Consider the following 24,657-nt stretch of genomic DNA (forward strand, 5'->3'; position numbering starts at 1 on the left):
CACCACGTGCAGCCGAAGGACGAAGCACGCTCCGGTCTCGCGTACGGCTTCGCCGCCTACGGGCTGTGGGGCCTCTTCCCGCTGTACTGGCCGCTGCTGGAACCGGCCGGTGCCGGCGAGATCCTCGCCCACCGCATGGTCTGGTCCCTCGTCGTCGCGGTCTGCGTGCTGGTGGCGCTCCGCCGCTGGGCATGGATACGACCGCTGCTCCGGCAGCCACGCCGACTGGCCGCGATCGCCCTCGCCGCCACCGTGATCTCGATCAACTGGGGCATGTACATCTGGGCGGTCAACTCCGGCTATGTGGTGGAGACGGCCCTGGGCTACTTCATCAACCCGCTGGTGAGCATCGCGTTCGGCGTGGTGCTGCTCCGCGAGCGGCTGCGCCCGGTGCAGTGGGCGGCGGTCGGGGTCGGCGCGGCGGCCGTGGTGGTGCTCGCCGTGGGGTACGGCCGGCTCCCCTGGATCGCGCTCACCCTCGCCTTCAGCTTCGGCACCTACAGCCTGGTCAAGAAGCAGGTCGGGCTGGACGGGCTGGAGTCCTTCGCAGCCGAGACCTCGGTGCAGTTCCTGCCCGCGCTCGCCTTCCTGCTCTTCACCGGCGCCCAGGGCGACGCCACCTTCGTCGGCGAGGGCGTCGGGCACACGCTGCTGCTCGTCACCACCGGGGCCGTCACCGCGATCCCGCTGATCTGCTTCGGCGCGTCCGCGGTCCGGCTGCCGCTGTCGACGCTCGGGCTGATGCAGTACCTCGCGCCCACCTTCCAGTTCGTCCTCGGACTGGTGGTCTTCCACGAGTCCATGCCGCCCGAGCGGTGGGCCGGCTTCGTTCTCGTCTGGCTCGCGCTGGCCCTGCTCACCTGGGACGCGCTGCGCCACGCCCGGCTCGGCAGGCTGGCCAGGGCGAGCGCCCGGGCCGCCGCCGCACAGGCGGCGGCCATCCCGCCGGCGGCCCCGGCGGCCCCGGCTCCCGACGCCTCCCGCTGAGCCCCGGCCCGGACGGCCTCGGCGCCGGGTACGCCGCCGGCCGCGGCGGCGCGCCACACGGGCGGAGGCACCCCCGCCCCTCGCCCTCCGGGCCCGCGCGGTCTCACCGGCCCGCGCGGCCGCTCCGGCCCCCGCGGCCGCTCCGGCCGACTCAGCCGGATATCGCGTCGGCGACCGCGGACAGCACCGACCGCCAGTGCTCGCGGCGGTCGGCCCGTTCCGCGGCGTCCACCAGGTGCTCCTGATGGAAGCGGAGCACCGTACGGCCGCCGGAAGCGTCCCCTCCGGCGGGTGCGACCGCCACCTGGACGGTGGTGGTGTGCTCCTGGCCGCGGGGGTGGTGGGTGACCCGGATGCGATCCCGCGAGCGGTAGCCGCGGACCTCCCCGACGGTGCCGTCCGCCGTGGTGTACCGAGCCCCCTTGGCGGCTTCGAGCGTGGCGCCGGGGCCGAGCCACAGCGCCAGCCCCTCGGGGCCGGAGACGAAGTCCCACACGACGGACAGCGGAGCGTCCAGCGTCCTGGAGACCCCGATCTGCCAGCCGGCGTCCTTGGTGAGTCCGGTGGGCATCACATCACGTCCTCTCGTCGTCACGGTCATCACTCCGCTCCCCTCTCGCCACCCGGCGCGCCGCCCCGCCCGCCGGCCGGCTCCTCCGGCCCCGGGGCGCCGTCGGCCTGGCGGGCCCGCAGGGCACGCACCTTGTGCCGGTTGCCGCAGCGCTGCATGGAGCACCAGCGGCGCCGGCCGGGCCGTGAGGTGTCGACGAACAGCAGGTAGCAGTCGTCGGCGCCGCATTCGCGGATCCGGTCGGCGTACGGCCCGGAGAACAGCTCCACGGCGTCCCGCGCCACCGTGGAGAGCAGCTGCGAGGCGGTGGCCGGCCAGTGCCAGCCCCGCTCGCCGCCGGCGGTCAGCACGGGCGCCAGCGGGGGTGCCGCGGCCGCCTCGTTGACCACCGCCAGGTCCGCGGGGCGCGGCGGACGGCCATGCGCCCGGTCGGCCGCCAGTCGCCACAGGGCGTCCCGCAGCCGCCGCGCGCCGGCCACGTCCTCCTCGCTCACCACGATCTCCGGGGGCGGCTGGAGGCGGCAGCTGCCGACCCAGGCGGCGAGGTCGGCGGGGGCGCGCATGATCTCGTACCGCGCGTAGGCGCCCGGGCCGCCGGTCGGCAGCAGCTCCAGGCACAGCGCCCCGGGGTCGAAGCGGTAGGCCACCCCTTCGGGTGAATGAAGGATCAGGCCGGTTGTGGACTCCATCACGTAACCACTATAACTGGTGTCGCGAGCTCGACCACGCGTTCGACGCGAGTGGCTCGCGGAGACGGATCCGAACCGAGGACATGGGGGAACAGTGATGGCGCTGGAGTGGAAGCTGGTGGTCGACGCGTCCGACCCGCACCCGCAGGCGGCGTTCTGGGCGGCGGCTCTCGGCTACGTGGTGGAGGACAACAGCGCGCTGATCGAGAGCCTGCTGGGCCATGGTGCGATCGGGGCCGAGGCGGTGACCGGGGCCGGGGGCCGGCGCGCCTGGCGGGACCTCGCCGCGGTGCGGCACCCGGACGACCCCTTCGACGGCCACAGCGGCACGGGCCTGGGCAGACGGCTGCTGTTCCAGCGGGTTCCCGAGCCGAAGGCCGCGAAGAACAGACTCCACATCGATGTGCGGGCGGCGCCGGGAGAGCGGGACGCCGAGGTCGCCAGGATGGTGGAGCTCGGAGCCACGGTGGTGCGCCGGGCCAAGGAGCCCGCCGGTGAGTGGGTGGTGCTGGCGGACCCCGAGGGCAACGAGTTCTGTGTGCAGTGAACCCGTCCTGCCCGCGCGGGCGCGGGCAGGACCATCCACACGTTCCAGCCCGGACTGGCCCTGGCGTCCTGCCCGCGCGGGCGCGGGCAGGACCGGTCAGGCGGTGATGTCCCTAGAGGTGAAGCGCGCCCAGGCGGCCGAACCGAACACCGCCAGATACAGGCCCTGCAGACCGAGGTTCTTGAGCACTTCGTCCCAGTAGACGGGATCGCGGAGGAGGTCGGAGAAGCTCAGCCAGTAGTGCGTGAAGAGATAGGGATGCACCACGTGCAGCTGGGGGATCGTGTCGATGATCTGCACGGTGATCAGCAGCCCGACGGTGGCGGCCATGGCGGCGATGCCGCTGTTGCTGAGCGTGGAGATGAACAGTCCCACCGCGGCCAGGCCCACCAGCGAGAGGGTGACCACTCCCGCGATCATCGCGGCGCGCATCAGACCGTCGGTGAAGGACACCGTGGTACCCGAGATCAGGGTGACGTCGCCGACCGGGAAGAGCATCGCGCCGACGGCCAGCGCGGTGGCCGCCACCACGAGGGTGGCCGCCAGACAGAAGGCCAGGACGGCGGTGAACTTGGCGAGCAGCAGCCTGGTGCGGCCGGCCGGGGCGACCAGCAGATAGCGGAGGGTTCCGGCACTCGCCTCGCCCGCGATGGAGTCGCCGGAGACGACACTGATGGCCATCGGGAGGAAGATCGGCAGTATCGCCGCGAGTGAGGCGAAGACCAGGAAGATCCCGTTGTTGGTGATCTGGGTGAGGAACGCCGGGCCGTCTCCTTCCCCTCCCCCGCCGTCGCCGACGGTGCCGCCGTTACTCGTCTCGATCTTGACGGCGATACCGATGAGCACCGGCACCAGCGCCAGTACCCCCAGCAGGGCGACGGTGCGCCAGCGCCGGAAGGCGATGCCGAGTTCATTGCGGAACAGCGCGAGTGTCCACAACGGATTGCGGCCGCGCCGGGCGGCCTGCGCCGGCGGCGCGTCCCGCACTTCAGCCTGCGACATCGAAGCCCTCCCCGGTCAGCGAAACGAACACATCCTCCAGCGACGCCCGTTCGGTACCGAAGGAACGCACCCGGACCCCGGCCCGCACCAGGGCGGCGTTGAGGTCCGCCAGATCCCAGTCGGGAGCCGCGGGCGGCGCCCCGGCCGAGGACTCGGCGGTGGGCAGCTCTCCGGTGACCCGGTCGTCCACCACGACGAGGTCCGTCACTCCGTACTCCTTGAGGACGCGGACCGCGTCGGCCGGGTCGGGGGTGGTGACGGCCAGCCTGCCTCGGCTGGCCGCCACCAGGTCGGCCACGGTGCCCTGGGTGATGAGCCTGCCCTGGGTCATCACCGCGGCGTGGGTGCAGACCTGTTCGATCTCGTCGAGGAGATGAGAGGAGAGGAAGACGGTGATGCCGTCATCAGCGAGTTCACGCACCAGGGTGCGGATCTCCCGCATGCCCTGCGGATCGAGGCCATTGGTCGGCTCGTCGAGAACCAGCAGGTCACGCGGTTGGAGCAGGGCTGCGGCAAGCCCCAGCCGTTGCTTCATACCGAGCGAGTAGGCGCGCGCCTTCTTCCGCGCCGCGGCCGCGAGACCCACTCGCTCCAGCGCCGCCGCCACTCGGGTGGCCCGGGTACGGGGATCGGCGGTGGGGTCGGCGGAGTCGAAACGGATGAGGTTGTCCCGGCCGCTGAGAAAGCCGTAGAGAGCCGGCCCCTCGATCAGGGCACCGACTCGGGGCAGCACGGTACGAGCGGCGCGGGGCATCGGTTCGCCGAGGACGCGGATCCTGCCGGCGGTGGGTTCGATGAGCCCCATCAGCATCCGGATGGTGGTGGTCTTGCCCGAGCCGTTGGGACCGAGGAACCCGAAGACGCTGCCACGGGGCACGGTGAGGTCGAGCGAGGCGACCGCCAGGTGCCCGCCCCGGTAGCGCTTGGCCAGTCCCCGGGTCTCGATCGCGGCCCAGTCGCGCCCGCCGGCCGGTCCCGTGGCCGGGCCCCGCCCCTTCCCGAGCGAAGCCCGGTGTCCCTCCTCGGGCGAAGTCCCGTCCTCGCCCGACCGGCCCCGCTCGCCTTCGGGCCCGCCCTCGTCCTCCGCCGACGCCTGCCGGTCATCGCCGGACCGGGCCTCGACCACGGCGGCCTCGACCCCGGAGTCGTCGCCCCCAGAGTCGTCGCCCTCGGAGTCGTCGCCCCCGGAGTCGTCACCCCCGGCGGACGGCGACGACCGCCGGCCATCCGCAGGCCGGTCCTCGGCCGCGGCGGCCTCGGCCGCGGCGGCCTCGGCCCCGGGGCCGTCCTCCCCGGTGGGCTGCGGCTCGGCGGCGGGAGGCGGGGCCGCGGGCTGGTCCTGCGGCGGGGCGGGGGCGTGCTGGGACCCGGCGGGCGGGGCCGCTGGCACCGTGCCCGGAGCGGCCGTTGCCGATGCTGCCGCGGCGGTGTCCTCGGCGGACGGCTTCTCCAACGAGCTCCCCTTCATCGGTGGTCGTGCCTGGTCGTTCAGGTGGTGCGCGGCCGGCCGGTGGTGCCCGGTCGCTCGACGGCGCACGGCCGTTCGGTGGTGCGCGGTCGTTCGGGTGCCCGGCCGGTCGGTGGTTCACGCCCATTCAGGGCGCCCTGCCGTTCGGTGGTGCGCGGTTGTTCCGAGGGCGTGCGGTTGTTCGGTCGTACGCGGTTCGTCGGTGGCCGCGCGGTCGATCGGTGGTACGCGGTCGGTCGGTGGTACGCGGTTGTTCGGTGGTACGCGGTTGTTCGGTGGTGCGCGGTCGGTCGGTGGTGCGCGTCGGTCGCGGGGGCCGGTTCGGCCGCCCGGTGGTGTGTGGCGTGCCGGCACCGGGCGGCCGGAGCGGGCCGGCGGTAGGACCGCCGGCCCGTCCGTCCGGTGCTACTTCGCCTCGTTGGCGGCCTTGATCAGGGCGTCCTTGTCGACGGCGCCGACGAAGACCTTGCCGTCGTCGGTGAGCAGGGCGTTGACCAGGCGGGTGCTGAACACCGTGCCGGAGCCGAAGTCGCCCTTGACCTGGTCACCCAGGCTGCCGAGCAGATCGGCCGCGGCGCCCTCGCCCTCCGCGGACGGGTGCTGACCGGACGGCACGCCGCCGGGCAGCTCGAACTGGCCGATCGAGCCCCAGCTCTCGCCGATCACCTTGAGGCCGGACAGCTCCTCGACCGGGTTCTTCCCCTTGGACTCGCCCTCGAGCTTCCCGGCCTCGCGCTCCAGGTCGCTCTGCTCGGTGACCTTGGTGCCCTTGGGCGGGGTGAACTCGAAGCCGCTCGCCGACGGCGCACCAAAGTCGATCTTGGTGAAGCCGGCCTCGACCACGGCCTTGCCGCCGCTCTTCGGGCTGAGGGTGAACTTCAGCGGCACGCCGCTGTCCGCGTCCACCGCGATCCGGACCGCTCCGATCGTCGAGTCACCCTGCTTGGGGGTGATCTTCAGCTGGTAGGCGTCCCGACCGGCGACCTTCGCGGTGCCGTCGACCGTGACCTCGGTGCTGTCGTCCACCGCGGAGAGCGCCTGTTCGGCGAGGTCCTGCGGGGTGGCGTCGCGCAGCTCCGCCGGGAGTTCGGGCTTCTTCCGCTCCGCCTCGGCCGCCGCGCCCCGGGGGGCCTTGGCGTGGAAGGCGGTGTTACTGGCGCTGTCGTACGCCCACACCTCGTCGCCGTTGTGGATCACGCTGTACTCGGCGGCGTCCTCGATGATCGAGATCCGGTGCTTGTCCGGCCCGTCCACCGCGAAGCGCAGGGTGTGCGTACCGGACGCCAGTTCGGGCAGCTTGGATTCGGGTGAGGCGGTCGCCTCGCCGTCCTCACCCGCACCGCCGCCGAGGGTGAGGCCCCCCGGCATCGAGGGGAAGCCCAGGTCCGTGCTGATCTTCACCGTTCCGGACAGCTGCTGCGCGTCGGCCTCGGCGATCTTGCTGATGAGTTCCTGCGCCGAGATCTTCGGCAGCTCGGGGTCACCGGAGTCGGCGAGCGCCGGGACGAGCCCGATGGTCGCCGCCGCCATCCCGGCCACCGCGACGGGAACCGCGTACCGGACCGTCTTGCGGCGTCGTACGGGGCTCTCGTCGCCCCAGTCGTCGTCGGCGACCTGTGTCGGTCGGATCCGTGCCATGTGTGCTCTACCTCCGTCGTTGGCGGCGGTTGTCAACCTCGCACTCGTCCACCTCTCGGGCCATTGTCACCCGAGCCGCCGTGCGGTGGTGATTCCATCCCACCAAAGCGGGCTCGACGACGCGTCAGCCCCCGGGATCAAGTTGCCCTACTGCTCGGGTATGACACGCCCCCGCCTTCCGACTGCCCCGGGAGCATCCGCCGCCGCCCCGCCGCGCCCCGGCCCGAGGCACGCCCCGGCCCGCCGCACGCCCCGGCCCGCTCCCACCGCACGTCCGGCCCACCGCAGGCCCCGGACCCGAGGCGCACTCCGTCCCGCCCCGCCGCACGTCCCGCTTCCGCGGCCGCCGGTCCGGCGCCGCGGGCCCCGCCTGGGGGTCAGCCGGCCCGGTGCACGACGGCGTCGCAGAGCCCTTCCAGCGCCGTCCTGGCGGGTCCGGCGGGCAGCGGCGCCAGCATGGCCCGGGCCTCGCCGGCGCGGCGGACGGTGTCCTGGCGCGCCTGCTCCAGCGCCGGGTGCTCGCGCAGCCTGCGCAGCACCTCCGCGTGCCGTCCGTCGTCCGTGAGGTCGCCGTCCAGCAGTTCGCACAGCTCCCGGTCCTCCGGCGAGCCGGTCGCCTCGGCCTGGGCCCGCAGCCGCAGCACCGGCAGGGTCGGGATGCCCTCGCGCAGGTCGGTGCCGGGCGTCTTGCCCGACTCATGGCTGTCGCTGGCGATGTCGAGGACGTCGTCGGCGAGCTGGAAGGCGGTGCCGAGCCGCTCGCCGTACTGGGTGAGGATGTCGATCACGGACTCGTCGGCGCCCGCCATCATGGCGCCGAACCGTCCGGACACGGCGATCAGCGAGCCCGTCTTGCCGGCGATCACGTCCAGGTAGTGCTCGATCGGGTCCCGGCCGTCCCGGGGGCCGGCGGTCTCCAGGATCTGCCCGGTGACCAGTCGCTCGAACGCCTCGGCCTGGACGCGTACCGCCTCCGGGCCCAGGTCGGCCAGGATGTGCGAGGCGCGGGCGAAGAGGAAGTCACCGGTGAGCACGGCCACCGAGTTGCCCCAGCGGGCGTTGGCACTGGGCACGCCGCGGCGCACCGCGGCCTCGTCCATGACGTCGTCGTGGTACAGGGTCGCCAGGTGGGTGAGTTCCACGACCACGGCCGAGGGCACGATCCCCGGCGCGTGCGGGTCGCCGAACTGCGCGGCCAGCATCACCAGCAGCGGCCGGAATCGCTTGCCGCCGGCCCGCACCAAGTGCTGCGCGGCTTCCGTGATGAACGGCACGTCGCTCTTGGTGGCCCCGAGGAGGCCCTCTTCCACGGCCACCAAACCGGCCTGGATGTCGGCTTCCAGAGTCTGGTCCCGCACGCTCAGCCCGAAGGGCCCTACGACGGTCACGAGAGGTACTCCTGTCTGCCTGCGATCACGGGGGGTTGTTGGGGGCACCTCCCAGCGGTAGCTGGGGGAGTGTCGCTGTCTCCACCGAAAGTCAGCGTATCCGGTCGGGTCTCGATCACTGTGGGCGCCTTCCCGGGGTGTGTGCGCTCTCACCTCCGGCACCGCCCGGCCCGGCTTCCTGCCCGTATGTCCACCCTCGCTCCGTAGCGCTCCCGCGTACGCTCCGTAACCGCGCCGGCCGTCACCTCTCCCCCACCTCCCCCGTCTCCCCCATCCCCCCGTCTCCCCGCCTCCCCGCCGCCCCGCCGCCCCGTATCTCCGTATCCCCCGTCGCGCCCGCACGTCGCGGGAGCGGGGTCCGGGCCGTCCGGAGCGGCCACGGTGACCTCCCCCTCTTCTCCCCTTCTCTCCTTCTCTCCCCCGGGGGCCGTGGCCGTTTCGCCACGCCGGGCCGCCGGTGCCACGCCCGCGCCGGGCCGCCGGGCCGCCGGTGCCACGGCCGCGCCGGGCCGCCGGTGCCACGCCCGCGCCGCCCGCCGGTGATTGCCCGTTTATCGATCAGGGGTCACCGGTCAGCGGTGACGGCATACGCTGTGCCCGGCCACGAGTACGGCCAACCCAGTGACGAGGAGAAGGCGAGGCAGCACCCCATGCCGCAGCAGAGCCCGCTCGACCTGCCAGAAGACGACCCCTTCGGGCCGCACAACCTCCCCTACGGCGTCTTCACCACGACCGACGCCCCCCGGCACCGGCGGATCGGAGTGCGGTACGGAGACCATGTGCTGGACACCGCCGCCGCGGCGGCGGCACTCGGCTCCGCGCACACCGAGGTGCTCGGCGCACCGCTGCTCAACCCGCTGCTGGCCGCGGGCCGCCCCGTCTGGGAAGCGGTACGCGCCGAGGTGCGCGGCTGGCTCACCGACCCGGCGCACCGGGCCGCGATCGAGCCGCTGCTGTTCCCGCTGGCCGACGTCACCCTGCACCTTCCCTTCGAGGTGGCCGACTACGTCGACTTCTACGCGAGCGAGCACCACGCCACCAACGTCGGGCAGATGTTCCGTCCGAACGAGGCGGCGCTCCCGCCCAACTGGAAGCACCTGCCCATCGGCTACCACGGCCGCGCCGGCACCGTCGTGGTGTCCGGCACGCCCGTGGTGCGTCCGCTCGGCCAGCGGCTGCCGGCCGGCGGCGGCAGTCCGGAGTTCGGCCCGACCCGCCGGCTGGACATCGAGGCCGAGGTGGGCTTCGTGGTGGGCACCCCCACCGCGCTCGGCGAGCGGGTCCCGCTGGACTCCTTCCGCGACCACGTCTTCGGGGTGACCCTGCTCAACGACTGGTCCGCGCGGGACGTCCAGAGCTGGGAGTACCGTCCGCTGGGCCCGTTCCTGGGCAAGTCGTTCGCCACCTCCGTCTCGGCGTGGATCACCCCGCTGGAGGCCTTCGACGCGGCACGCACCAGCCCCCCGGCCCGTGACCTGCCGCTGCTGGACTACCTGGACGACTCGGCCGCCGAGCCGGGCGGTCTGGACATCCGCATCGAGGTGGCGGTCAACGGGCACACCGTCTCCCGTCCGCCGTTCTCCGCCATGTACTGGACCGCCGCCCAGCAGCTGGCGCACATGACGGTCAACGGCGCCTCGCTGCGCACCGGCGACCTGTTCGCCTCCGGCACGGTCAGCGGCCCGGAGCGGGAGCAGCGCGGCTGCCTGCTGGAGCTGACCTGGGCCGGCCGGGACCCGCTGGAACTCCCCGACGGCGAGCGGACGTTCCTGGCGGACGGCGACGAGGTGACGCTGACCGCGTGGGCGCCCGGTCCGGACGGCAGGCGGGTCGGGCTGGGCGAGGTGAGCGGCCGGATCGCGGCGGCGACCGGCTGAACCACCGTCCCGGCAGGGGCGCGTGACGGAGCGGCGGCCCCGTCACGCGCCCCTGCTAGTTTGACGGGTTCCTGCTCATCGACCGAGGGAGACGCAGGTGCGCCAAGCGGCACGGATCACGGGGGCGGCGCTCTTCGCCGCCGTGCTGATGACCGGTTGTTCCAGCAGTGACGACGACGGCAAGGGGGAGGGCACCGCGTCGAAGGCGCCGGCGGCCGACGTCCCGGCGAGCGGGGACGCCGGGAAGGGCGTCGGCGCCTCGGACCTGGAAGGCGGCTGGGCGACCGACGCCACCCACACCGACCAGGGCCTGCTGATCCTCTCCGTGCAGGGCGGCACCGCCACCCTCCTGGGCAAGACCTCCTGCACCGGCAAGGTCGAGGACTCCCGGCCGGTGAAACTCACCCTGGCCTGCAAGGACGGGTCGTCCGACCGCTCCGACGGCTCGGTGGTGCGCGGTGACGCCGAGTCCCTCACCATCTCCTGGGGGTCGGGGAAGGAGAGCACCTTCAAGCGGACCGTGACGCCGGACGGGAAGCCGAAGCTGCCGAGCGGCCTGCCCACCGACCTGCCGACGGACCTCGACCTGCCGACGGGCTTGCCCACCGACCTCGACCTGCCGACGGATCTCCAGGTGCCGGCCTACCCGCCGGTGGACCGCCCGGCCGGCTGACCGGCCGGCCGCCGGACACCGCACAGCACGAAGCCCGGCTCCGCACGTGGCAGGTGCGGGGCCGGGCCCGGCTTGCGGTGTCCGTGCGACCCTCAGCGCACGAACACCCCGGCGTCTCCCGCCAGTTCGAGGAAGTACTGCGGCGCGACGCCCAGTACCAGGGTCACCGCGACGCCGATCGCGATGGCCGAGGAGGTCAGTGCGCTGGGCACCGCGACGGACGGGCCGTCGGCCTTCGGCTCGCTGAAGAACATCAGCACGATGACGCGGATGTAGAAGAACGCCGCGACGGCCGAGGAGAGTACGCCGACCACCACCAGCGCGCCCGCGCCGCCTTCGGCCGCCGCCTTGAACACCGCGAACTTGCCCGCGAAGCCGGAGGTCAGTGGGATGCCGGCGAAGGCGAGCAGGAAGACCGCGAACACCGCCGCGACCAGCGGCGAACGGCGGCCCAGCCCGGCCCACTTGGACAGGTGGGTGGCCTCGCCCCCGGCGTCCCGGACCAGGGTGACCACGGCGAACGCGCCGAGCGTCACGAAGGAGTAGGCGGCCAGGTAGAACAGCACCGAGGAGACGCCGTTCTCGTTGGTCGCGATGACACCGGCCAGGATGAAGCCCGCGTGGGCGATCGAGGAGTAGGCCAGCAGCCGCTTCACGTCGGTCTGGGTCACCGCGACGATCGCGCCGCCCAGCATGGTGGCGATCGCCACGCCCCACATCACCGGGCGCCAGTCCCACCGCAGGCCGGGCAGCACCACGTACAGCAGGCGGAGCAGCGCGCCGAACGCGGCGACCTTGGTGGCGGCCGCCATGAAGCCGGTGACCGGGGTCGGCGCGCCCTGGTAGACGTCCGGCGTCCACATGTGGAACGGCACCGCCCCGATCTTGAACAGCAGCCCCACCAGCAGCAGCGCGCCGCCGATCAGCAGCAGCGCGTCGTTGCCCATGGTCTGCGCGAGCGCCGGGTCCATCCGGGCCACCTCGCCGTCGACGACGTCGGCGATCCCGGCGTAGCGGATGGTGCCCGAGTAGCCGTACAGCAGCGCGATGCCGAACAGCAGGAAGGCGGAGGAGAACGCGCCGAGCAGGAAGTACTTGACGGCGGCCTCCTGCGAGAGCAGCCGGTGGCGGCGGGCCAGCGCGCACAGGATGTACAGCGGGAGGGAGAAGACCTCCAGCGCCACGAAGAGGGTCAGCAGGTCGTTCGCGGCCGGGAAGACGAGCAGTCCGGCGACGGCGAACAGCAGCAGCGGGTAGACCTCGGTGGTGGTGAACCCGGCCTTCACGGCGGCCTTCTCGGCGTCGCCGCCGGGCACCGCCGCGGCCTGCGCGGCGAACGCGTCCACGTCGCCGCCGTGGCCCGCGGGGCGCTCCCCGGCGGCCCCGGGTACCGGGTCCAGGCGCCGTTCGGCGAAGGTGAGCACGGCGACGATGGAGACCAGCAGGATGGTGCCCTGGAGGAAGAGCGCCGGGCCGTCGACCGCGATCGCCCCCATCGCGGCGATGCCCGCCTTGGTGGTGCCGTAGTCCCCGGCGGCCAGGGCGATGACCGCGGCGAACGCGGACGCCAGGGCGACCACGGAGACGAACAGCTGTGCCGCGTAGCGGCTGCGGCGGGGCAGCAGCGCCTCGATCAGGATGCCGACGATGGCGGCACCCAGCACGATCAGCACCGGGGACAGCTGGCCGTACTCGATGTGCGGTGACGGGATCTTGTCCTGCGCCGGAGCGGCGGTCGTCCACAGGTTGTGGACGAGTGGGGCGCTGGTCACTTGGCACCTCCGGGAGCGTGGTGGTCGCCCTTGGGGCTGTAGTCGAACCAGCCCGCGTCGGTGACGGGGTGATCCGGTGCGGGGTCCTTCTTGTCGACCACCGACAACGTGTGGTCGACGGCCGGGTCGAGGATCTCGGTCACCGGCTTGGGATAGACGCCGAGGAAGATCAGCAGGGCGATCAGCGGCGTCACCACCACCAGTTCCCGGACCCTGAGGTCGGGCATCCCCCGCACCTCGGCCTTGACCGGGCCGGTCATGGTGCGCTGGTAGAGGACCAGCACGTACAGCGCGGCGAGCACGATGCCGACGGTGGCGACGATCCCGAGCGCCGGATAGCGGCTGAAGGTGCCCACCAGCACCAGGAACTCACTGACGAACGGGGCCAGTCCGGGCAGCGACAGGGTGGCCAGCCCGCCGATCAGGAAGGTGCCGGCGAGCACCGGGGCGACCTTCTGCACCCCGCCGTAGTCGGCGATCAGCCGCGAGCCGCGGCGGGTGATCAGGAACCCGGCGACCAGCATCAGCGCGGCGGTGGAGATGCCGTGGTTGACCATGTAGAGGGTGGCGCCGCTCTGGCCCTGCGAGGTCATCGCGAAGATGCCGAGGATGATGAAGCCGAAGTGGGAGATCGAGGCGTAGGCGATCAGCCGTTTGATGTCCCGCTGGCCGACCGCGAGCAGCGCCCCGTAGATGATGCTGATCACCGCGAGCACCAGGATCGCGGGGGTGGCCCACTTGCTCGCCTCGGGGAACAGCTGGAGGCAGAAGCGGAGCATCGCGAAGGTGCCGACCTTGTCGACCACCGCGGTGATCAGCACCGCCACCGGGGCGGTGGCCTCGCCCATGGCGTTGGGCAGCCAGGTGTGCAGCGGCCACAGCGGCGCCTTGACCGCGAAGGCGAAGAAGAAGCCGAGGAACAGCAGCCGCTCGGTGCCGGTGGCGATGTCCAGCTCACCGGCGGCCCGGGCCTCGGTGATCCGCTGCAGCGAGAAGGTGCCGGCGCCCAGGTCGTCGGCGGTGACGACGTACAGCCCGACCACCGCGGCCAGCATGATCAGCCCGCCGGCCAGGTTGTAGAGCAGGAACTTCACCGCCGCGTAGGAGCGCTGGGTGGCCGACTCCTCCGCGGTCCGGCCGCCGGCCCGGTCCCCGAAGCCCCCGATGAGGAAGTACATCGGGATGAGCATGGCCTCGAAGAAGATGTAGAAGAGGAACACGTCGGTGGCCTCGAAGGAGAGCACCACCATCGCCTCGACCATCAGGATCAGCGCGAAGAACCCCTGGGTGGGCCGCCACCTGCGGTTGGGGCGGGCGTCCTCCAGGTGGTCCGCGTCATGCCAGCCGGCCAGCACGATGAACGGGACCAGCAGCGCGGTCAGGGCGACCAGCACCACCCCGATGCCGTCCACGCCGAGTTCGTACCGGACCCCGAAGTCCTCGATCCAGGCGTGTGACTCGGTGAGCTGGTACCGGTCGCCGTCCGGGTCGAAGCGCGCCAGCGCCACCGCGGCCAGGGCGAGGGTGGCGAGCGAGAACGCCAGCGCCACCCACTTCGCCGCGACGCTCCCCCGGAGCTTCCCGGAGGTGCCCCCGGTGGCCGGCAGGGCGGCGACGACGATCGCGCCGATCGCCGGTACCGCGGCCGTTGCTGTCAGCAGAGGAAATGACATCGATCAGACCGCCCTCATCAGCAGGGTCGCGGCGATGAGCACCGCCGTACCGCCGAACATCGAGACCGCGTACGTCCGGGCGTAGCCGGTCTGCAGTTTCCGCAGCCGTCCGGACAGCCCGCCGACCGAGGCCGCGGTGCCGTTGACCACCCCGTCGACGAGCGTGTGGTCGACGTAGACCAGGCCGCGGGTGAGGTACTCGCCCGGCTTGACCAGCACCACGTGGTTGAAGTCGTCCTGCAGCAGGTCGCGGCGGGCGGCCCGGGTCAGCAGGCTGCCGCGCGGCGCCCGCACCGGGACCGGCCGGCGGCCGTACTGCGCCCAGGCGAGCGCGACACCGATCACCAGCACCACCACGGTCCCGGTGGTGACGGCCGCCGCGCTCAGCGGCGAATCGCCGTGGTCGTGCCCGGTGACCGGCTCCAGCCATTTCAGGAAGGAGTCGTTGAGGCTGAACAGGCCGCCCGCGAACACCGAGCCGAAAGCCAGCACGATCATCGGGATGGTCATGGACTTCGGCGACTCGTGCGGGTGCGGCAGCTCACCGGGGCGCGCCTGGCCGCCGGGCTCGACGTCGGCGGCCGTGGCCGGGTCGGGCGCGGGCTGCCAGCGCTTCTCGCCGAAGAACGTCAGCAGCATCACCCGGGTCATGTAGTACGCGGTGATGGCCGCGCCCAGCAGGGCCACGCCGCCCAGGATCCAGCCCTCGGTGCCGCCCTTGGCGAACGCCGCCTCGATGATCTTGTCCTTGGACCAGAAGCCGGACAGCCCGGGGAAGCCGATGATGGCGAGGTAGCCGAGCCCGAAGGTGACGAAGGTGACCGGCATGTACTTCCGCAGCCCGCCGTACTTGCGCATGTCGACCTCGTCGTTCATGGCGTGCATGACCGATCCGGCCCCGAGGAACAGCCCGGCCTTGAAGAAGCCGTGGGTGACCAGGTGCATGATGGCGAAGACGTAGCCGATCGGGCCCAGCCCGGCCGCCAGGATCATGTAGCCGATCTGCGACATGGTCGAGCCGGCCAGCGCCTTCTTGATGTCGTCCTTCGCGCAACCGACGATCGCACCGAACAGCAGCGTGACCGCGCCCACCGTGACCACCACGAGCTGCGCGTCCGGCGCGGCGTCGAAGATCGCGCCGGAGCGGGTGATGAGGTACACGCCCGCGGTCACCATGGTGGCCGCGTGGATCAGGGCCGAGACCGGGGTGGGACCCTCCATCGCGTCGCCCAGCCAGGACTGGAGCGGGACCTGCGCCGACTTGCCGCAGGCGGCCAGCAGCAGCATCAGGCCGATCGCGGTCAGCTTGCCCTCGCCCGCCTCCTCCGCGCCGGACAGCACCGGGGCGAAGGCGAAGGAGCCGAAGGTGGTGAACATCAGCATGATCGCGATGGACAGGCCGACGTCACCGACGCGGTTGACGAGGAACGCCTTCTTCGCCGCGGTGGCCGCGCTCGGCTTGTGCTGCCAGAAGCCGATCAGCAGGTACGAGGCGAGACCGACGCCCTCCCAGCCGACGTACAGCAGCAGGTAGTTGTCGGCGAGGACCAGCAGCAGCATCGCCGCCAGGAAGAGGTTGAGATAGCCGAAGAAACGGCGGCGGCGCTCGTCGTGCTCCATGTAGCCGATCGAGTAGATGTGGATCAGCGTGCCCACACCGGTGATCAGCAGCACGAAGGTCATCGACAGCTGGTCCAGCTGGAAGGCGACGTCGGCCTGGAAGCCGTCCACCGGGATCCAGCTGAACAGATGGCTGTGCATGGCCCGGTCGTGCTCGTCCGCGCCCAGCATGTCGGCGAAGAGCACCGCGCCGATGACGAACGAGGCCGCGGCGAGCGCGGTGCCCAGCCAGTGGCCCGTACGGTCCATACGACGCCCGCCGCAGAGCAGCACCGCGGCGCCGAGCAGCGGCGCCGCGACGAGCAATCCGATGAGGTTCTCCACTTGAACGCGACCCCTTCTAGAGCTTCATCAGGCTGGCGTCGTCGACCGAGGCCGAGTGGCGGGAGCGGAAGATCATCACGATGATCGCGAGGCCCACCACGACCTCGGCCGCGGCGACCACCATCGTGAAGAAGGCCACGATCTGCCCGTCGAGGTTGCCGTGCATCCGGGAGAAGGCGACGAACGCCAGGTTGCAGGCGTTGAGCATCAGCTCCACGCACATGAACACCACGATGGCGTTCCGCCGGATCAGCACCCCGGCCGCGCCGATGGTGAACAACAGCGACGCGAGATACAGGTAGTTGACCGGGTTCACCGGGCACCCCCCTTGGATACGTGGTCGTCCGCGCCGCCGTGCGCGCCGCCGTCGGTGGTTCCGGCGGCGTCCGCCCCCTCCTCGGCGTCCGGGCGGTAGGCGGCGGAGCCGGCGTGCTCGGGGCGGTACAGGGTGGACCCGCTGCCGCCGCGCTGGGCCCGCCACTCCCCGGCGCGCTGCTCCAGGGCGGCGAGGTCGGCCAGCGCCTCGCCGGAGACGTCGCGGATCTGGCCGCGGGCCCGCAGCGTGGCGTTGACGGTGAGGTCGGAGGAGCTGCCGTCGGGCAGCAGGCCCGGCAGGTCCACCGCGTTGTGCCGGGCGTACACGCCGGGCGCGGGGGCCGGGGTCGGCAGCGGCCAGGCGATGTCGCCGCGCTCCGGGCGGGGACCGGACGGCGGCCCGGCCTGCGCCCCGGTGCGGACCCGGTGCACGGACAGCTCCCGCTGGGTGCGGCGGCCCTCGGTGCGCTCCCGGTGGGTGAGCACCATCGCGCCGACCGCGGCGGTGATCAGCAACGCGCCGGTGACCTCGAACGCGAAGACGTAGTCGGTGAAGAGGAGTTCGGCCAGGCCCTGCACGTTTCCGCCGGCGTTGGCCTCACCGGTGCCGTTCCAGGACGTCAGCGAGGCGTTGGCGATCCCGGCGCTGAGCAGGATGCCGAAGCCGAGGCCGCACAGCGCGGCCATCCACCGCTGCCCCTTCAGCGTCTCCTTCAGCGAGTCGGCCGCGGTGACCCCGACCAGCATGACCACGAAGAGGAAGAGCATCATGACCGCGCCGGTGTAGACGACGATCTGCACCACGCCGAGGAAGTACGCGCCGTTGGCGAGGTAGAACACGGCCAGGATGATCATGGTGCCGGCGAGGCTGAGCGCCGAGTGCACGGCCTTCTTCATCAGGACCGTGGCCAGCGCCCCGGCCACGGCGACCACGCCCAGCACCCAGAACTGCACGGCCTCGCCCGTGGAGGTGCTGGACGCCGCCAGCAGCGTGCCGCTCATGCCCGCACCTCCTTGCCGGTGCCGGTGCCGGTGCCGGTGCCGCCGGTGCCGCCGGAGGTGCCCGGGGAGGTGCCCGAGAGGTCGGCCGGCCCGGCCGGCTCGGCGTCGACCGGCGGCTCCTCCCCCTTGCTGCGGGCGACCTGGCGGACGGTGCCGGGCGCGGCCTCGGTGACCAGGCCGCGGTAGTAGTCCTGCTCGTCCATGCCCGGGAAGATCGCGTGCGGGCTGTCGACCATGCCCTCGGTCAGCCCGGCCAGCAGCTCTTCCTTGGTGTAGATGAGCGACTCGCGGGACCGGTCGGCGAGTTCGTAGTCGTTGGTCATGGTCAGCGCCCGGGTCGGGCACGCCTCGACGCACAGCCCGCACAGGATGCAGCGCAGGTAGTTGATCTGGTAGACGCGGCCGTACCGCTCACCCGGGGAGTAGCGCTCCTCCTCGGTGTTGTCCGCGCCCTCCACGTAGATGGCGTCCGCCGGGCAGGCCCAGGCGCACAGCTCGCAGCCGATGCACTTCTCCAGCCCGTCCGGGTGCCGGTTGAGCTGGTGACGGCCGTGGAAGCGGGGAGCCGTGGGCTTCTTCTGCTCCGGGTACTGCTCGGTGATCCGCTTCTTGAACATGTTCCCGAAGGTCACACCGAAGCCCGCGAGCGGGTTCTGCCAGGGGGTCCGGGAGGACTCCTGGCCGGGATTGCTGTCAGGCACCGTCGGCCTCCTCACCATGGGTGTTCTCCGCCGGGCCGTTGCCGACCAGCTGGCGCTCGTGGCGCGGCCGCCGGCGGGGTACGGGCGGCAGGGTCTGTCCGGGCAGCGGCGGGACGGGGAAGCCGCCGGTCAGCGGGTCGAAGGGCGGCTCGCCGGCCGCTTCGGCCTCGGTGGCGGCCCGCTTCTCCTCCCGGTCCCGGAAGATGTCGAAGACGACGGAGACCAGCAGGAGCGCGATCACCCCGCCGCCGACGTAGAGCACGATCTGCTGGAAGTCGTAGTCCTCGTTGCGCAGCGCCCGCACCGTGGCGACGAGCATCAGCCACACCATGGAGACCGGGATGAGGACCTTCCAGCCCAGCTTCATGAACTGGTCGTAGCGCACCCGGGGGACCGAGGCGCGGACCCAGATGAAGACGAACAGGGTGGTGCTGACCTTGACGAGGAACCACAGCAGTGGCCACCAGCCGTGGTTGGCGCCTTCCCAGAAGGTGCTGACCGGCCAGGGCGCCCGCCAGCCGCCGAGGAAGAGGGTGACCGCGACCATCGAGACGGTGACCATGTTGATGTACTCGGCGAGCATGAACATCGCGAACTTGATCGACGAGTACTCGGTGTTGAAGCCGCCGACCAGGTCGCCCTCGGACTCCGGCATGTCGAACGGGGCCCGGTTGGTCTCGCCGATCATGGCGATGATGTAGATCAGGAACGAGACCGGCAGCAGCACCGCGTACCAGCGTTCCTGCTGCGACTCCACGATCGCCGAGGTCGACATGGACCCGGAGTAGATGAACACCGCCGCGAAGGACAGGCCCATCGCGATCTCGTAGCTGATCATCTGGGCGCACGAGCGCAGACCGCCGAGCAGCGGATACGTGGAGCCGGAGGACCAGCCGGCCAGCACGATGCCGTAGATCCCGACCGAGGCGGTGGCCAGGATGTACAGCACCGCGATCGGCAGGTCGGTCAGCTGCATCGCGGTGCGCTCGCCGAACACCGAGATCTCGTTGCCGGCCGGCCCGAACGGGATGACGGCGACGGCCATGAAGGCCGGCACGGCGGCCACGATCGGCGCCAGGACGTACACGGCCTTGTCGGCGCGTTTGACGACCACGTCCTCCTTGAGCATCAGCTTCACGCCGTCCGCGAGGGACTGCAGCATGCCCCAGGGGCCGTGCCGGTTGGGGCCGATGCGCTGCTGCATCCAGCCGAGGATCTTGCGCTCGAAGACGATGGCGATGAGCACGGTCACCATCAGCATCGCGAAGCAGAAGACGACCTTGATCAGGACCAGCCACCAGGGGTCGCCCCCGAACATGGACAGGTCCTCGACCGCCAGCACCGCGGGCCGGTGCTGCTCGATGTGGGTGAGGGCAGTCACGCTCGCACCTCCGGTTCGGTGGCTGCGGTGGCGGCCGGGCCGATGCGGACGAGTTCGCCCGGGCGGGCGCCCGTGTCGTGCTGCACGGTGCTCGATCCGCCGGTGGCGGGCGAGTTCAGCGGCAGCCACACCACCCGGTCCGGCATCGGGGTGACGCACAGCGGCAGGACCACCGAGCCCGCCGGGCCGGTGACGGCCAGCGGGTCGCCGTCCCGGACGCCGGTCTCGGCGGCGGTGGTGGCGGACAGCCGGGCCACCGCCGCGTGCCGGGTGCCGGCCAGCGCGTCGTCGCCCTGCTGGAGCCGGCCCTGGTCGAGCAGCAGCCGGTGGCCGGCGAGCACCGCTTCGCCCTGCTGCGGGCGGGGCAGCGGCTGCCCGACCGCTGCCGGGCCGGCCGGCCGCGGGCCGGTCCAGGGGCCGAGCCGGGTGAGTTCCCGGTGGACCGCCGCCGCGTCCGGCAGCCCCAGGTGCACGTCGAGGGCGTCCGCGAGCATGTGCAGCACCCGGGCGTCCGACGGCACGTGCGGCCGGGTGGCCTGGGCCGGTTTGACCGCCGTCTCGAACGGCCGGGCCCGGCCCTCCCAGTTGAGGAAGGTGCCCGTCTTCTCGGCGACCGCGGCGACCGGGAGGACCACGTCGGCCCGCGCGGTGACCTCGCTGGGCCGCTGCTCCACGCTGACCACGAAGCCCACCGCGGCCAGCGCCTCGGCGGCGCGCGCCGGGTCCGGCAGGTCCGCGACCTCGACGCCCGCGACGAGCAGCGCCCCGAGCTCGCCGCTCGCCGCCGCCTCGATGATCTGGCCGGTGTCCCGCCCGTAGGCGTGCGGCAGCGCGGCCACTCCCCACACCTCCGCGACCTCCTGGCGGGCGCGCGGGTCGCCCGCCGGACGGCCGCCGGGCAGCAGCGCGGGCAGCGCCCCGGCCTCCACCGCCCCGCGCTCCCCGGCCCGGCGCGGGATCCACACCAGGCCGGCGCCGGTGGCGGTGGCCAGCCGGACGGCCGCGGTGAACGCGCCGGGGACGGCGGCCAGCCGCTCGCCGACCAGGATCAGCGCCCCGTCGGCGCGCAGCGCCTCGGCCGCCGCCCGGCCGGTGTCGCCCAGCGTCGCGGGCGCGCCGCCGCCGTCGGCGGTGGCGGGGTCGCCGGCCAGCGCGTCGAGCCACTCGGTCTCGGTGCCGGGGGCGGCGGGCAGCAGCGTGCCGCCGGCCTTGACCAGGCCCCGGCTGGCGTGGGTGGCCAGGCCGAAGGTGCGCTGGCCGTGCTTGCGGTGGGCCTTGCGCAGCCGCAGGAAGACGCCGGGCGCCTCCTCCTCCGCCTCCAGGCCGGCCAGCAGCACCGCCGGGGCCTGCTCCAGCAGCGTGTGGCTGACCCCGGTACCGTCCACGTCCAGGCCGCGCCCGGCCACCCGCGCGGCGAGGAAGTCGGCCTCCTCGGCGCTGTGCGCGCGGGCCCGGAAGTCGACGTCGTTGGTGTTCAGCGCCACCCGGGCGAACTTGGCGTAGGCGTAGGCGTCCTCGACGGTGAGCCGGCCGCCGGTGAGGACGGCGACACCGGTGCCTTCACCGCCGGCGGCGCGGCCGCGGGCCGCGGCCAGCCCCTCGGCGGCGGCGCTCAGCGCCTCCGGCCAGCTCGCCCGCTCCAGCTCACCGGTGGTGCGGTTGCGCACCAGGGGGGTGGTGAGCCGGTCCGGGAGCTGGGCGTAGCGGAAGCCGAAGCGGCCCTTGTCGCAGATCCACTCCTCGTTGACCTCGGGGTCGTCGGCGGCCAGCCGCCGCAGCACCTTGCCGCGCCGGTGGTCGGTGCGGGTGGCGCAGCCGCCGGCGCAGTGCTCGCACACGCTCGGCGAGGAGACCAGGTCGAAGGGGCGGGAGCGGAACCGGTAGGCGGCCGAGGTGAGCGCCCCGACCGGGCAGATCTGGATGGTGTTGCCGGAGAAGTAGCTCTCGAAGGGGTCGCCCTCGCCGGTGCCGACCTGCTGGAGGGCGCCGCGCTCCAGCAGCTCGATCATGGGGTCGCCCGCGATCTGGGTGGAGAAGCGGGTGCAGCGGGCGCACAGCACGCAGCGTTCGCGGTCCAGCAGCACCTGGGTGGAGATCGGGACGGGCTTGGCGAAGGTCCGCTTCCGGCCCTCGAAGCGGGTGTCGGGGTCACCGGTGGACATCGCCTGGTTCTGCAGCGGGCACTCGCCGCCCTTGTCGCAGACCGGGCAGTCCAGCGGGTGGTTGATGAGCAGCAGCTCCATCACCCCGCGCTGCGCCTTCTCGGCGACCGGCGAGGTCAGCTGCGACTTCACCACCATGCCGTCGGTGCAGGTGATGGTGCAGGAGGCCATCGGTTTGCGCTGGCCCTCCACCTCGACGATGCACTGCCGGCAGGCGCCGGCCGGGTCGAGCAGCGGATGGTCGCAGAAGCGCGGGATCTCGATGCCCAGCAGTTCCGCGGCACGGATGACCAGGGTCCCCTTGGGTACGGAGATCTCGGCCCCGTCGATGGTGAGGGTGACCAGGTCCTCCGGCGGGACGGGTGCCTGACCGCCTCCGGAGGGAGCATCGGCCGTCACTGTCATGCGTTCACCTCCAGGTGAGGGGTCGTCGGGCCGTCGGCCCAGGCGGTGGACCGGGCCGGGTCGAACGGGCAGCCCCGGCCGTCGAGGTGCTGCTCGTACTCCTCGCGGAAGTACTGCAGGGAGGAGAAGATCGGCGAGGCGGCGCCGTCACCGAGGGCGCAGAACGACTTGCCGTTGATGTTGTCGGCGATGTCGGCGAGCTTGTCGAGGTCCGCGCGCTGTCCGCGGCCCTGCTCGATGTCCCGCAGCAACTGCACGAGCCAGTAGGTGCCTTCGCGGCAGGGGGTGCACTTGCCGCAGGACTCGTGGGCGTAGAACTCGGTCCACCGGGTGACCGCCCGGACCACGCAGGTCGTCTCGTCGAAGCACTGCAGGGCCTTGGTGCCGAGCATCGAGCCGGCCGCGCCCACGCCCTCGTAGTCGAGCGGTACGTCCAGGTGCTCGGCGGTGAGCAGCGGGGTGGAGGAGCCGCCGGGGGTCCAGAACTTGAGCCGGTGGCCGGGCCGCATGCCGCCGCTCATGTCGAGCAGCTGGCGCAGCGTGATGCCCAGCGGCGCCTCGTACTGGCCGGGGCTGGCGACGTGTCCGGACAGCGAGTAGAGCGTGAAGCCCGGGGACTTCTCGCTGCCCATCGACCGGAACCATTCCTTGCCCTTGTTGAGGATGGCGGGAACGGAGGCGATGGACTCGACGTTGTTCACCACGGTGGGGCACGCGTACAGACCGGCGACCGCGGGGAAAGGGGGCCGGAGCCGGGGCTGGCCGCGGCGTCCTTCCAGGGAGTCCAGCAGCGCGGTCTCCTCACCGCAGATGTACGCGCCGGCGCCGGCGTGCACGGTGATGTCCAGGGCGGGGAGATCACCGAGGCCCAGGGCGCGGCTGCGGTCCTCGGCGGTGCCGAGGTAGCCGGCCTCGTACGCCTCCCGGACGGCCTCGTGCAGCCGCCGCAGTACGGGGACCACCTCGCCGCGCAGATAGATGAAGGCGTGGGTGGAGCGGATGGCGTGGCAGGCGATCGCCATGCCCTCGATCAGCGAGTGCGGGTTGGCGAAGAGAAGGGGGATGTCCTTGCAGGTGCCGGGTTCGGATTCGTCGGCGTTGACCACCAGATAGTGCGGCTTGCCGTCGCCCTGCGGAATGAACTGCCACTTCATGCCGGTGGGGAATCCCGCGCCGCCGCGGCCGCGCAGGCCGGAGTCCTTGACCAGCGCGATGACGTCGTCGGGTGCCATGGCGAGGGCCTTGCGCATGCCCTCGTAGCCCTCGTGGCGCCGGTACGTCTCCAGGGTCCAGGCGTCCGGCTGGTCCCAGAAGGCCGACAGCACGGGCACGAGCAGCTTCTCCGGGCTGGTCTCCCCGCCGGCTTCGGGCTGGGGGATCCCGCCGCTCTGGGTCGCCACGCTCATCACTCCCCCTCCTCGGTGACCGGGCCGGACGGGTGGTGCGGGTCGGACGCGGAGGTCCGCCGGGGCGCGTCGTGGGAGCTGGGGTGGCCGGCCGGGGACTCGCCCGGCGCGGCCGGCCGGTCCTGCGGCCCGGCGCCGGACGGGCCGCGCTCGGCCGGCGGGTGCGCCTCACCGGCGGCGGGTCCCGCGCCGCGCTGGGAGACCACCCGGCCGGGGGCGGCCTCGCCCTTGGCCAGCTTGAGCCCGATGAGCGAGGCGTGCCCGGCACCGCCGGTCGCCTCGACGGCGCCCGGCCGGGCGTCGGGGAAGCCGGCGAGGATGCGCGCGGTCTCCTTGTAGGTGCACAGCGGGGCGCCGCGGGTGGGCTCGACGGTGCGTCCGGCCCGCAGGTCGTCGACGAGCCGCCTGGCGGTCTCCGGCGTCTGGTTGTCGAAGAACTCCCAGTTCACCATCACCACGGGCGCGAAGTCGCAGGCCGCGTTGCACTCGATGTGCTCGAGGGTGACCTTGCCGTCGTCGGTGGTCTCGCCGCCGGCGATGCGCAGGTGCTCCTGGAGCGCCTCGTAGATCTCGTCGCCGCCCATCACCGCGCACAGGGTGTTGGTGCACACCCCGACCTGGTAGTCGCCGGAGGGCTTGCGGCGGTACATGGTGTAGAAGGTGGCGACGGCGGTGACCTCCGCCGTGGTGAGGTCGAGCATCTCGGCGCAGAAGCGGATGCCGGTGCGGGTGACGTGGCCCTCCTCGGACTGCACCAGGTGCAGCAGCGGCAGCAGCGCGCTCCGGCTGCCGGGGTAGCGGGCGATCACCTCCCGGGCGTCGGCCTCCAGCCGGGTCCGCACCTCGGCCGGGTAGTCCGGAGCGGGAAGCTGGGGCATCCCCAAGCTGACGTCACTCACAGCGTCTCCCTGGTCGCTTCTCGGCCCGCCGGGCCCCTGCCGCCCGGTGCCGGGCGCGGAGGGAGGACGGGCACGGCCGTCGTGTTCGTCCGCGGCGCGGTGGCCCGTCCCGTGCCGGCCGCCTCCCTGGGACTCCGCGCCGGGGCGCCGCCGGGGA

The 24,657-nt window shown here is 72.7% G+C and carries 20 protein-coding genes; 4 read left to right on the plus strand and 16 right to left on the minus strand.

Annotated elements, in window-relative coordinates:
* Positions 1 to 6 precede the first annotated feature (6 nt).
* Positions 7 to 987 carry an EamA family transporter RarD gene (gene rarD, locus ACH4B3_RS05460; RefSeq protein WP_398461365.1) on the plus strand — a complete coding sequence of 327 codons (981 nt, stop codon included), beginning with the start codon at positions 7 to 9 and terminating at the stop codon, positions 985 to 987.
* Positions 988 to 1,138: 151 nt separating this feature from the next.
* On the opposite strand, the gene ACH4B3_RS05465 is transcribed toward rarD, so the two are convergent.
* Positions 1,139 to 1,558, minus strand: coding sequence for an SRPBCC domain-containing protein (locus ACH4B3_RS05465; RefSeq protein ID WP_398461366.1), 420 nt, complete (start codon positions 1,556 to 1,558; stop codon positions 1,139 to 1,141).
* Between the two features lie 29 nt (positions 1,559 to 1,587).
* Complete coding sequence (locus ACH4B3_RS05470; RefSeq protein WP_398461590.1) at positions 1,588 to 2,247, minus strand: CGNR zinc finger domain-containing protein; 660 nt, start codon at positions 2,245 to 2,247, stop codon at positions 1,588 to 1,590.
* Between the two features lie 97 nt (positions 2,248 to 2,344).
* Between ACH4B3_RS05470 and ACH4B3_RS05475 the strand changes: the two genes are divergently transcribed.
* Positions 2,345 to 2,794 carry a VOC family protein gene (locus ACH4B3_RS05475; protein WP_398461367.1) on the plus strand — a complete coding sequence of 150 codons (450 nt, stop codon included), beginning with the start codon at positions 2,345 to 2,347 and terminating at the stop codon, positions 2,792 to 2,794.
* A gap of 96 nt (positions 2,795 to 2,890) precedes the next feature.
* Here the strand turns inward: ACH4B3_RS05475 and ACH4B3_RS05480 are convergent, their stop codons facing one another.
* The 4 genes from ACH4B3_RS05480 to ACH4B3_RS05495 all read right to left on the minus strand — a co-directional run bounded on the left by ACH4B3_RS05480 (position 2,891) and on the right by ACH4B3_RS05495 (position 8,290).
* Entirely contained in the window at positions 2,891 to 3,796 is a 906-nt protein-coding gene (locus tag ACH4B3_RS05480) for an ABC transporter permease (protein ID WP_398461368.1), read from the minus strand.
* Positions 3,783 to 4,742 (minus strand): ATP-binding cassette domain-containing protein, encoded by a 960-nt coding sequence (locus tag ACH4B3_RS05485; protein ID WP_398461591.1) that lies wholly within the window; start codon positions 4,740 to 4,742, stop codon positions 3,783 to 3,785. The genes ACH4B3_RS05480 and ACH4B3_RS05485 overlap by 14 nt, the downstream gene beginning before the upstream one ends.
* A 927-nt stretch (positions 4,743 to 5,669) precedes the next feature.
* Positions 5,670 to 6,902: an outer membrane lipoprotein carrier protein LolA gene (locus ACH4B3_RS05490; protein WP_398461369.1), complete on the minus strand. Its 1,233-nt coding sequence runs from the start codon at positions 6,900 to 6,902 to the stop codon at positions 5,670 to 5,672.
* 377 nt (positions 6,903 to 7,279) lie between these two features.
* Positions 7,280 to 8,290: a polyprenyl synthetase family protein gene (locus ACH4B3_RS05495; protein WP_398461370.1), complete on the minus strand. Its 1,011-nt coding sequence runs from the start codon at positions 8,288 to 8,290 to the stop codon at positions 7,280 to 7,282.
* Positions 8,291 to 8,940: 650 nt separating this feature from the next.
* Between ACH4B3_RS05495 and fahA the strand changes: the two genes are divergently transcribed.
* Positions 8,941 to 10,167: a fumarylacetoacetase gene (gene fahA / locus ACH4B3_RS05500; protein WP_398461592.1), complete on the plus strand. Its 1,227-nt coding sequence runs from the start codon at positions 8,941 to 8,943 to the stop codon at positions 10,165 to 10,167.
* A gap of 97 nt (positions 10,168 to 10,264) precedes the next feature.
* A complete protein-coding gene (locus ACH4B3_RS05505) occupies positions 10,265 to 10,840 on the plus strand; it encodes a hypothetical protein (protein ID WP_398461371.1) in 576 nt (191 codons plus the stop codon).
* A 92-nt stretch (positions 10,841 to 10,932) separates the two neighbouring features.
* On the opposite strand, the gene nuoN is transcribed toward ACH4B3_RS05505, so the two are convergent.
* From nuoN to nuoE, 10 genes are read right to left on the minus strand one after another with little or no spacing between them, the layout of a single operon-like run.
* Complete coding sequence (gene nuoN / locus ACH4B3_RS05510) at positions 10,933 to 12,612, minus strand: NADH-quinone oxidoreductase subunit NuoN (protein WP_398461372.1); 1,680 nt, start codon at positions 12,610 to 12,612, stop codon at positions 10,933 to 10,935.
* Positions 12,609 to 14,285, minus strand: a complete 1,677-nt coding sequence (locus ACH4B3_RS05515) for an NADH-quinone oxidoreductase subunit M (protein ID WP_398461373.1) — start codon at positions 14,283 to 14,285, stop codon at positions 12,609 to 12,611. The genes nuoN and ACH4B3_RS05515 overlap by 4 nt, the downstream gene beginning before the upstream one ends.
* Positions 14,286 to 14,288: 3 nt before the next feature.
* Complete coding sequence (gene nuoL / locus ACH4B3_RS05520; RefSeq protein ID WP_398461374.1) at positions 14,289 to 16,229, minus strand: NADH-quinone oxidoreductase subunit L; 1,941 nt, start codon at positions 16,227 to 16,229, stop codon at positions 14,289 to 14,291.
* Between the two features lie 16 nt (positions 16,230 to 16,245).
* Positions 16,246 to 16,545 (minus strand): NADH-quinone oxidoreductase subunit NuoK, encoded by a 300-nt coding sequence (gene nuoK, locus ACH4B3_RS05525; RefSeq protein ID WP_398461375.1) that lies wholly within the window; start codon positions 16,543 to 16,545, stop codon positions 16,246 to 16,248.
* On the minus strand, positions 16,542 to 17,546 hold the full coding sequence (locus ACH4B3_RS05530; protein WP_398461376.1) for an NADH-quinone oxidoreductase subunit J: 1,005 nt from the start codon (positions 17,544 to 17,546) through the stop codon (positions 16,542 to 16,544). The genes nuoK and ACH4B3_RS05530 overlap by 4 nt, the downstream gene beginning before the upstream one ends.
* Positions 17,543 to 18,265 carry an NADH-quinone oxidoreductase subunit NuoI gene (nuoI, locus tag ACH4B3_RS05535; protein WP_398461377.1) on the minus strand — a complete coding sequence of 241 codons (723 nt, stop codon included), beginning with the start codon at positions 18,263 to 18,265 and terminating at the stop codon, positions 17,543 to 17,545. The genes ACH4B3_RS05530 and nuoI overlap by 4 nt, the downstream gene beginning before the upstream one ends.
* Positions 18,240 to 19,565, minus strand: a complete 1,326-nt coding sequence (gene nuoH, locus ACH4B3_RS05540; RefSeq protein WP_398461593.1) for an NADH-quinone oxidoreductase subunit NuoH — start codon at positions 19,563 to 19,565, stop codon at positions 18,240 to 18,242. Before nuoH ends, nuoI begins: the two co-directional genes overlap by 26 nt.
* A gap of 59 nt (positions 19,566 to 19,624) precedes the next feature.
* On the minus strand, positions 19,625 to 22,195 hold the full coding sequence (locus tag ACH4B3_RS05545; RefSeq protein WP_398461378.1) for an NADH-quinone oxidoreductase subunit G: 2,571 nt from the start codon (positions 22,193 to 22,195) through the stop codon (positions 19,625 to 19,627).
* Positions 22,192 to 23,601, minus strand: a complete 1,410-nt coding sequence (gene nuoF / locus ACH4B3_RS05550; protein ID WP_398461379.1) for an NADH-quinone oxidoreductase subunit NuoF — start codon at positions 23,599 to 23,601, stop codon at positions 22,192 to 22,194. The genes ACH4B3_RS05545 and nuoF overlap by 4 nt, the downstream gene beginning before the upstream one ends.
* Complete coding sequence (gene nuoE / locus ACH4B3_RS05555) at positions 23,601 to 24,479, minus strand: NADH-quinone oxidoreductase subunit NuoE (protein ID WP_398461594.1); 879 nt, start codon at positions 24,477 to 24,479, stop codon at positions 23,601 to 23,603. Before nuoE ends, nuoF begins: the two co-directional genes overlap by 1 nt.
* Positions 24,480 to 24,657 lie beyond the last annotated feature (178 nt).

The organism is Streptomyces sp. NPDC018031 (genome assembly GCF_044327625.1).
GTDB lineage: Bacteria > Actinomycetota > Actinomycetes > Streptomycetales > Streptomycetaceae > Streptomyces.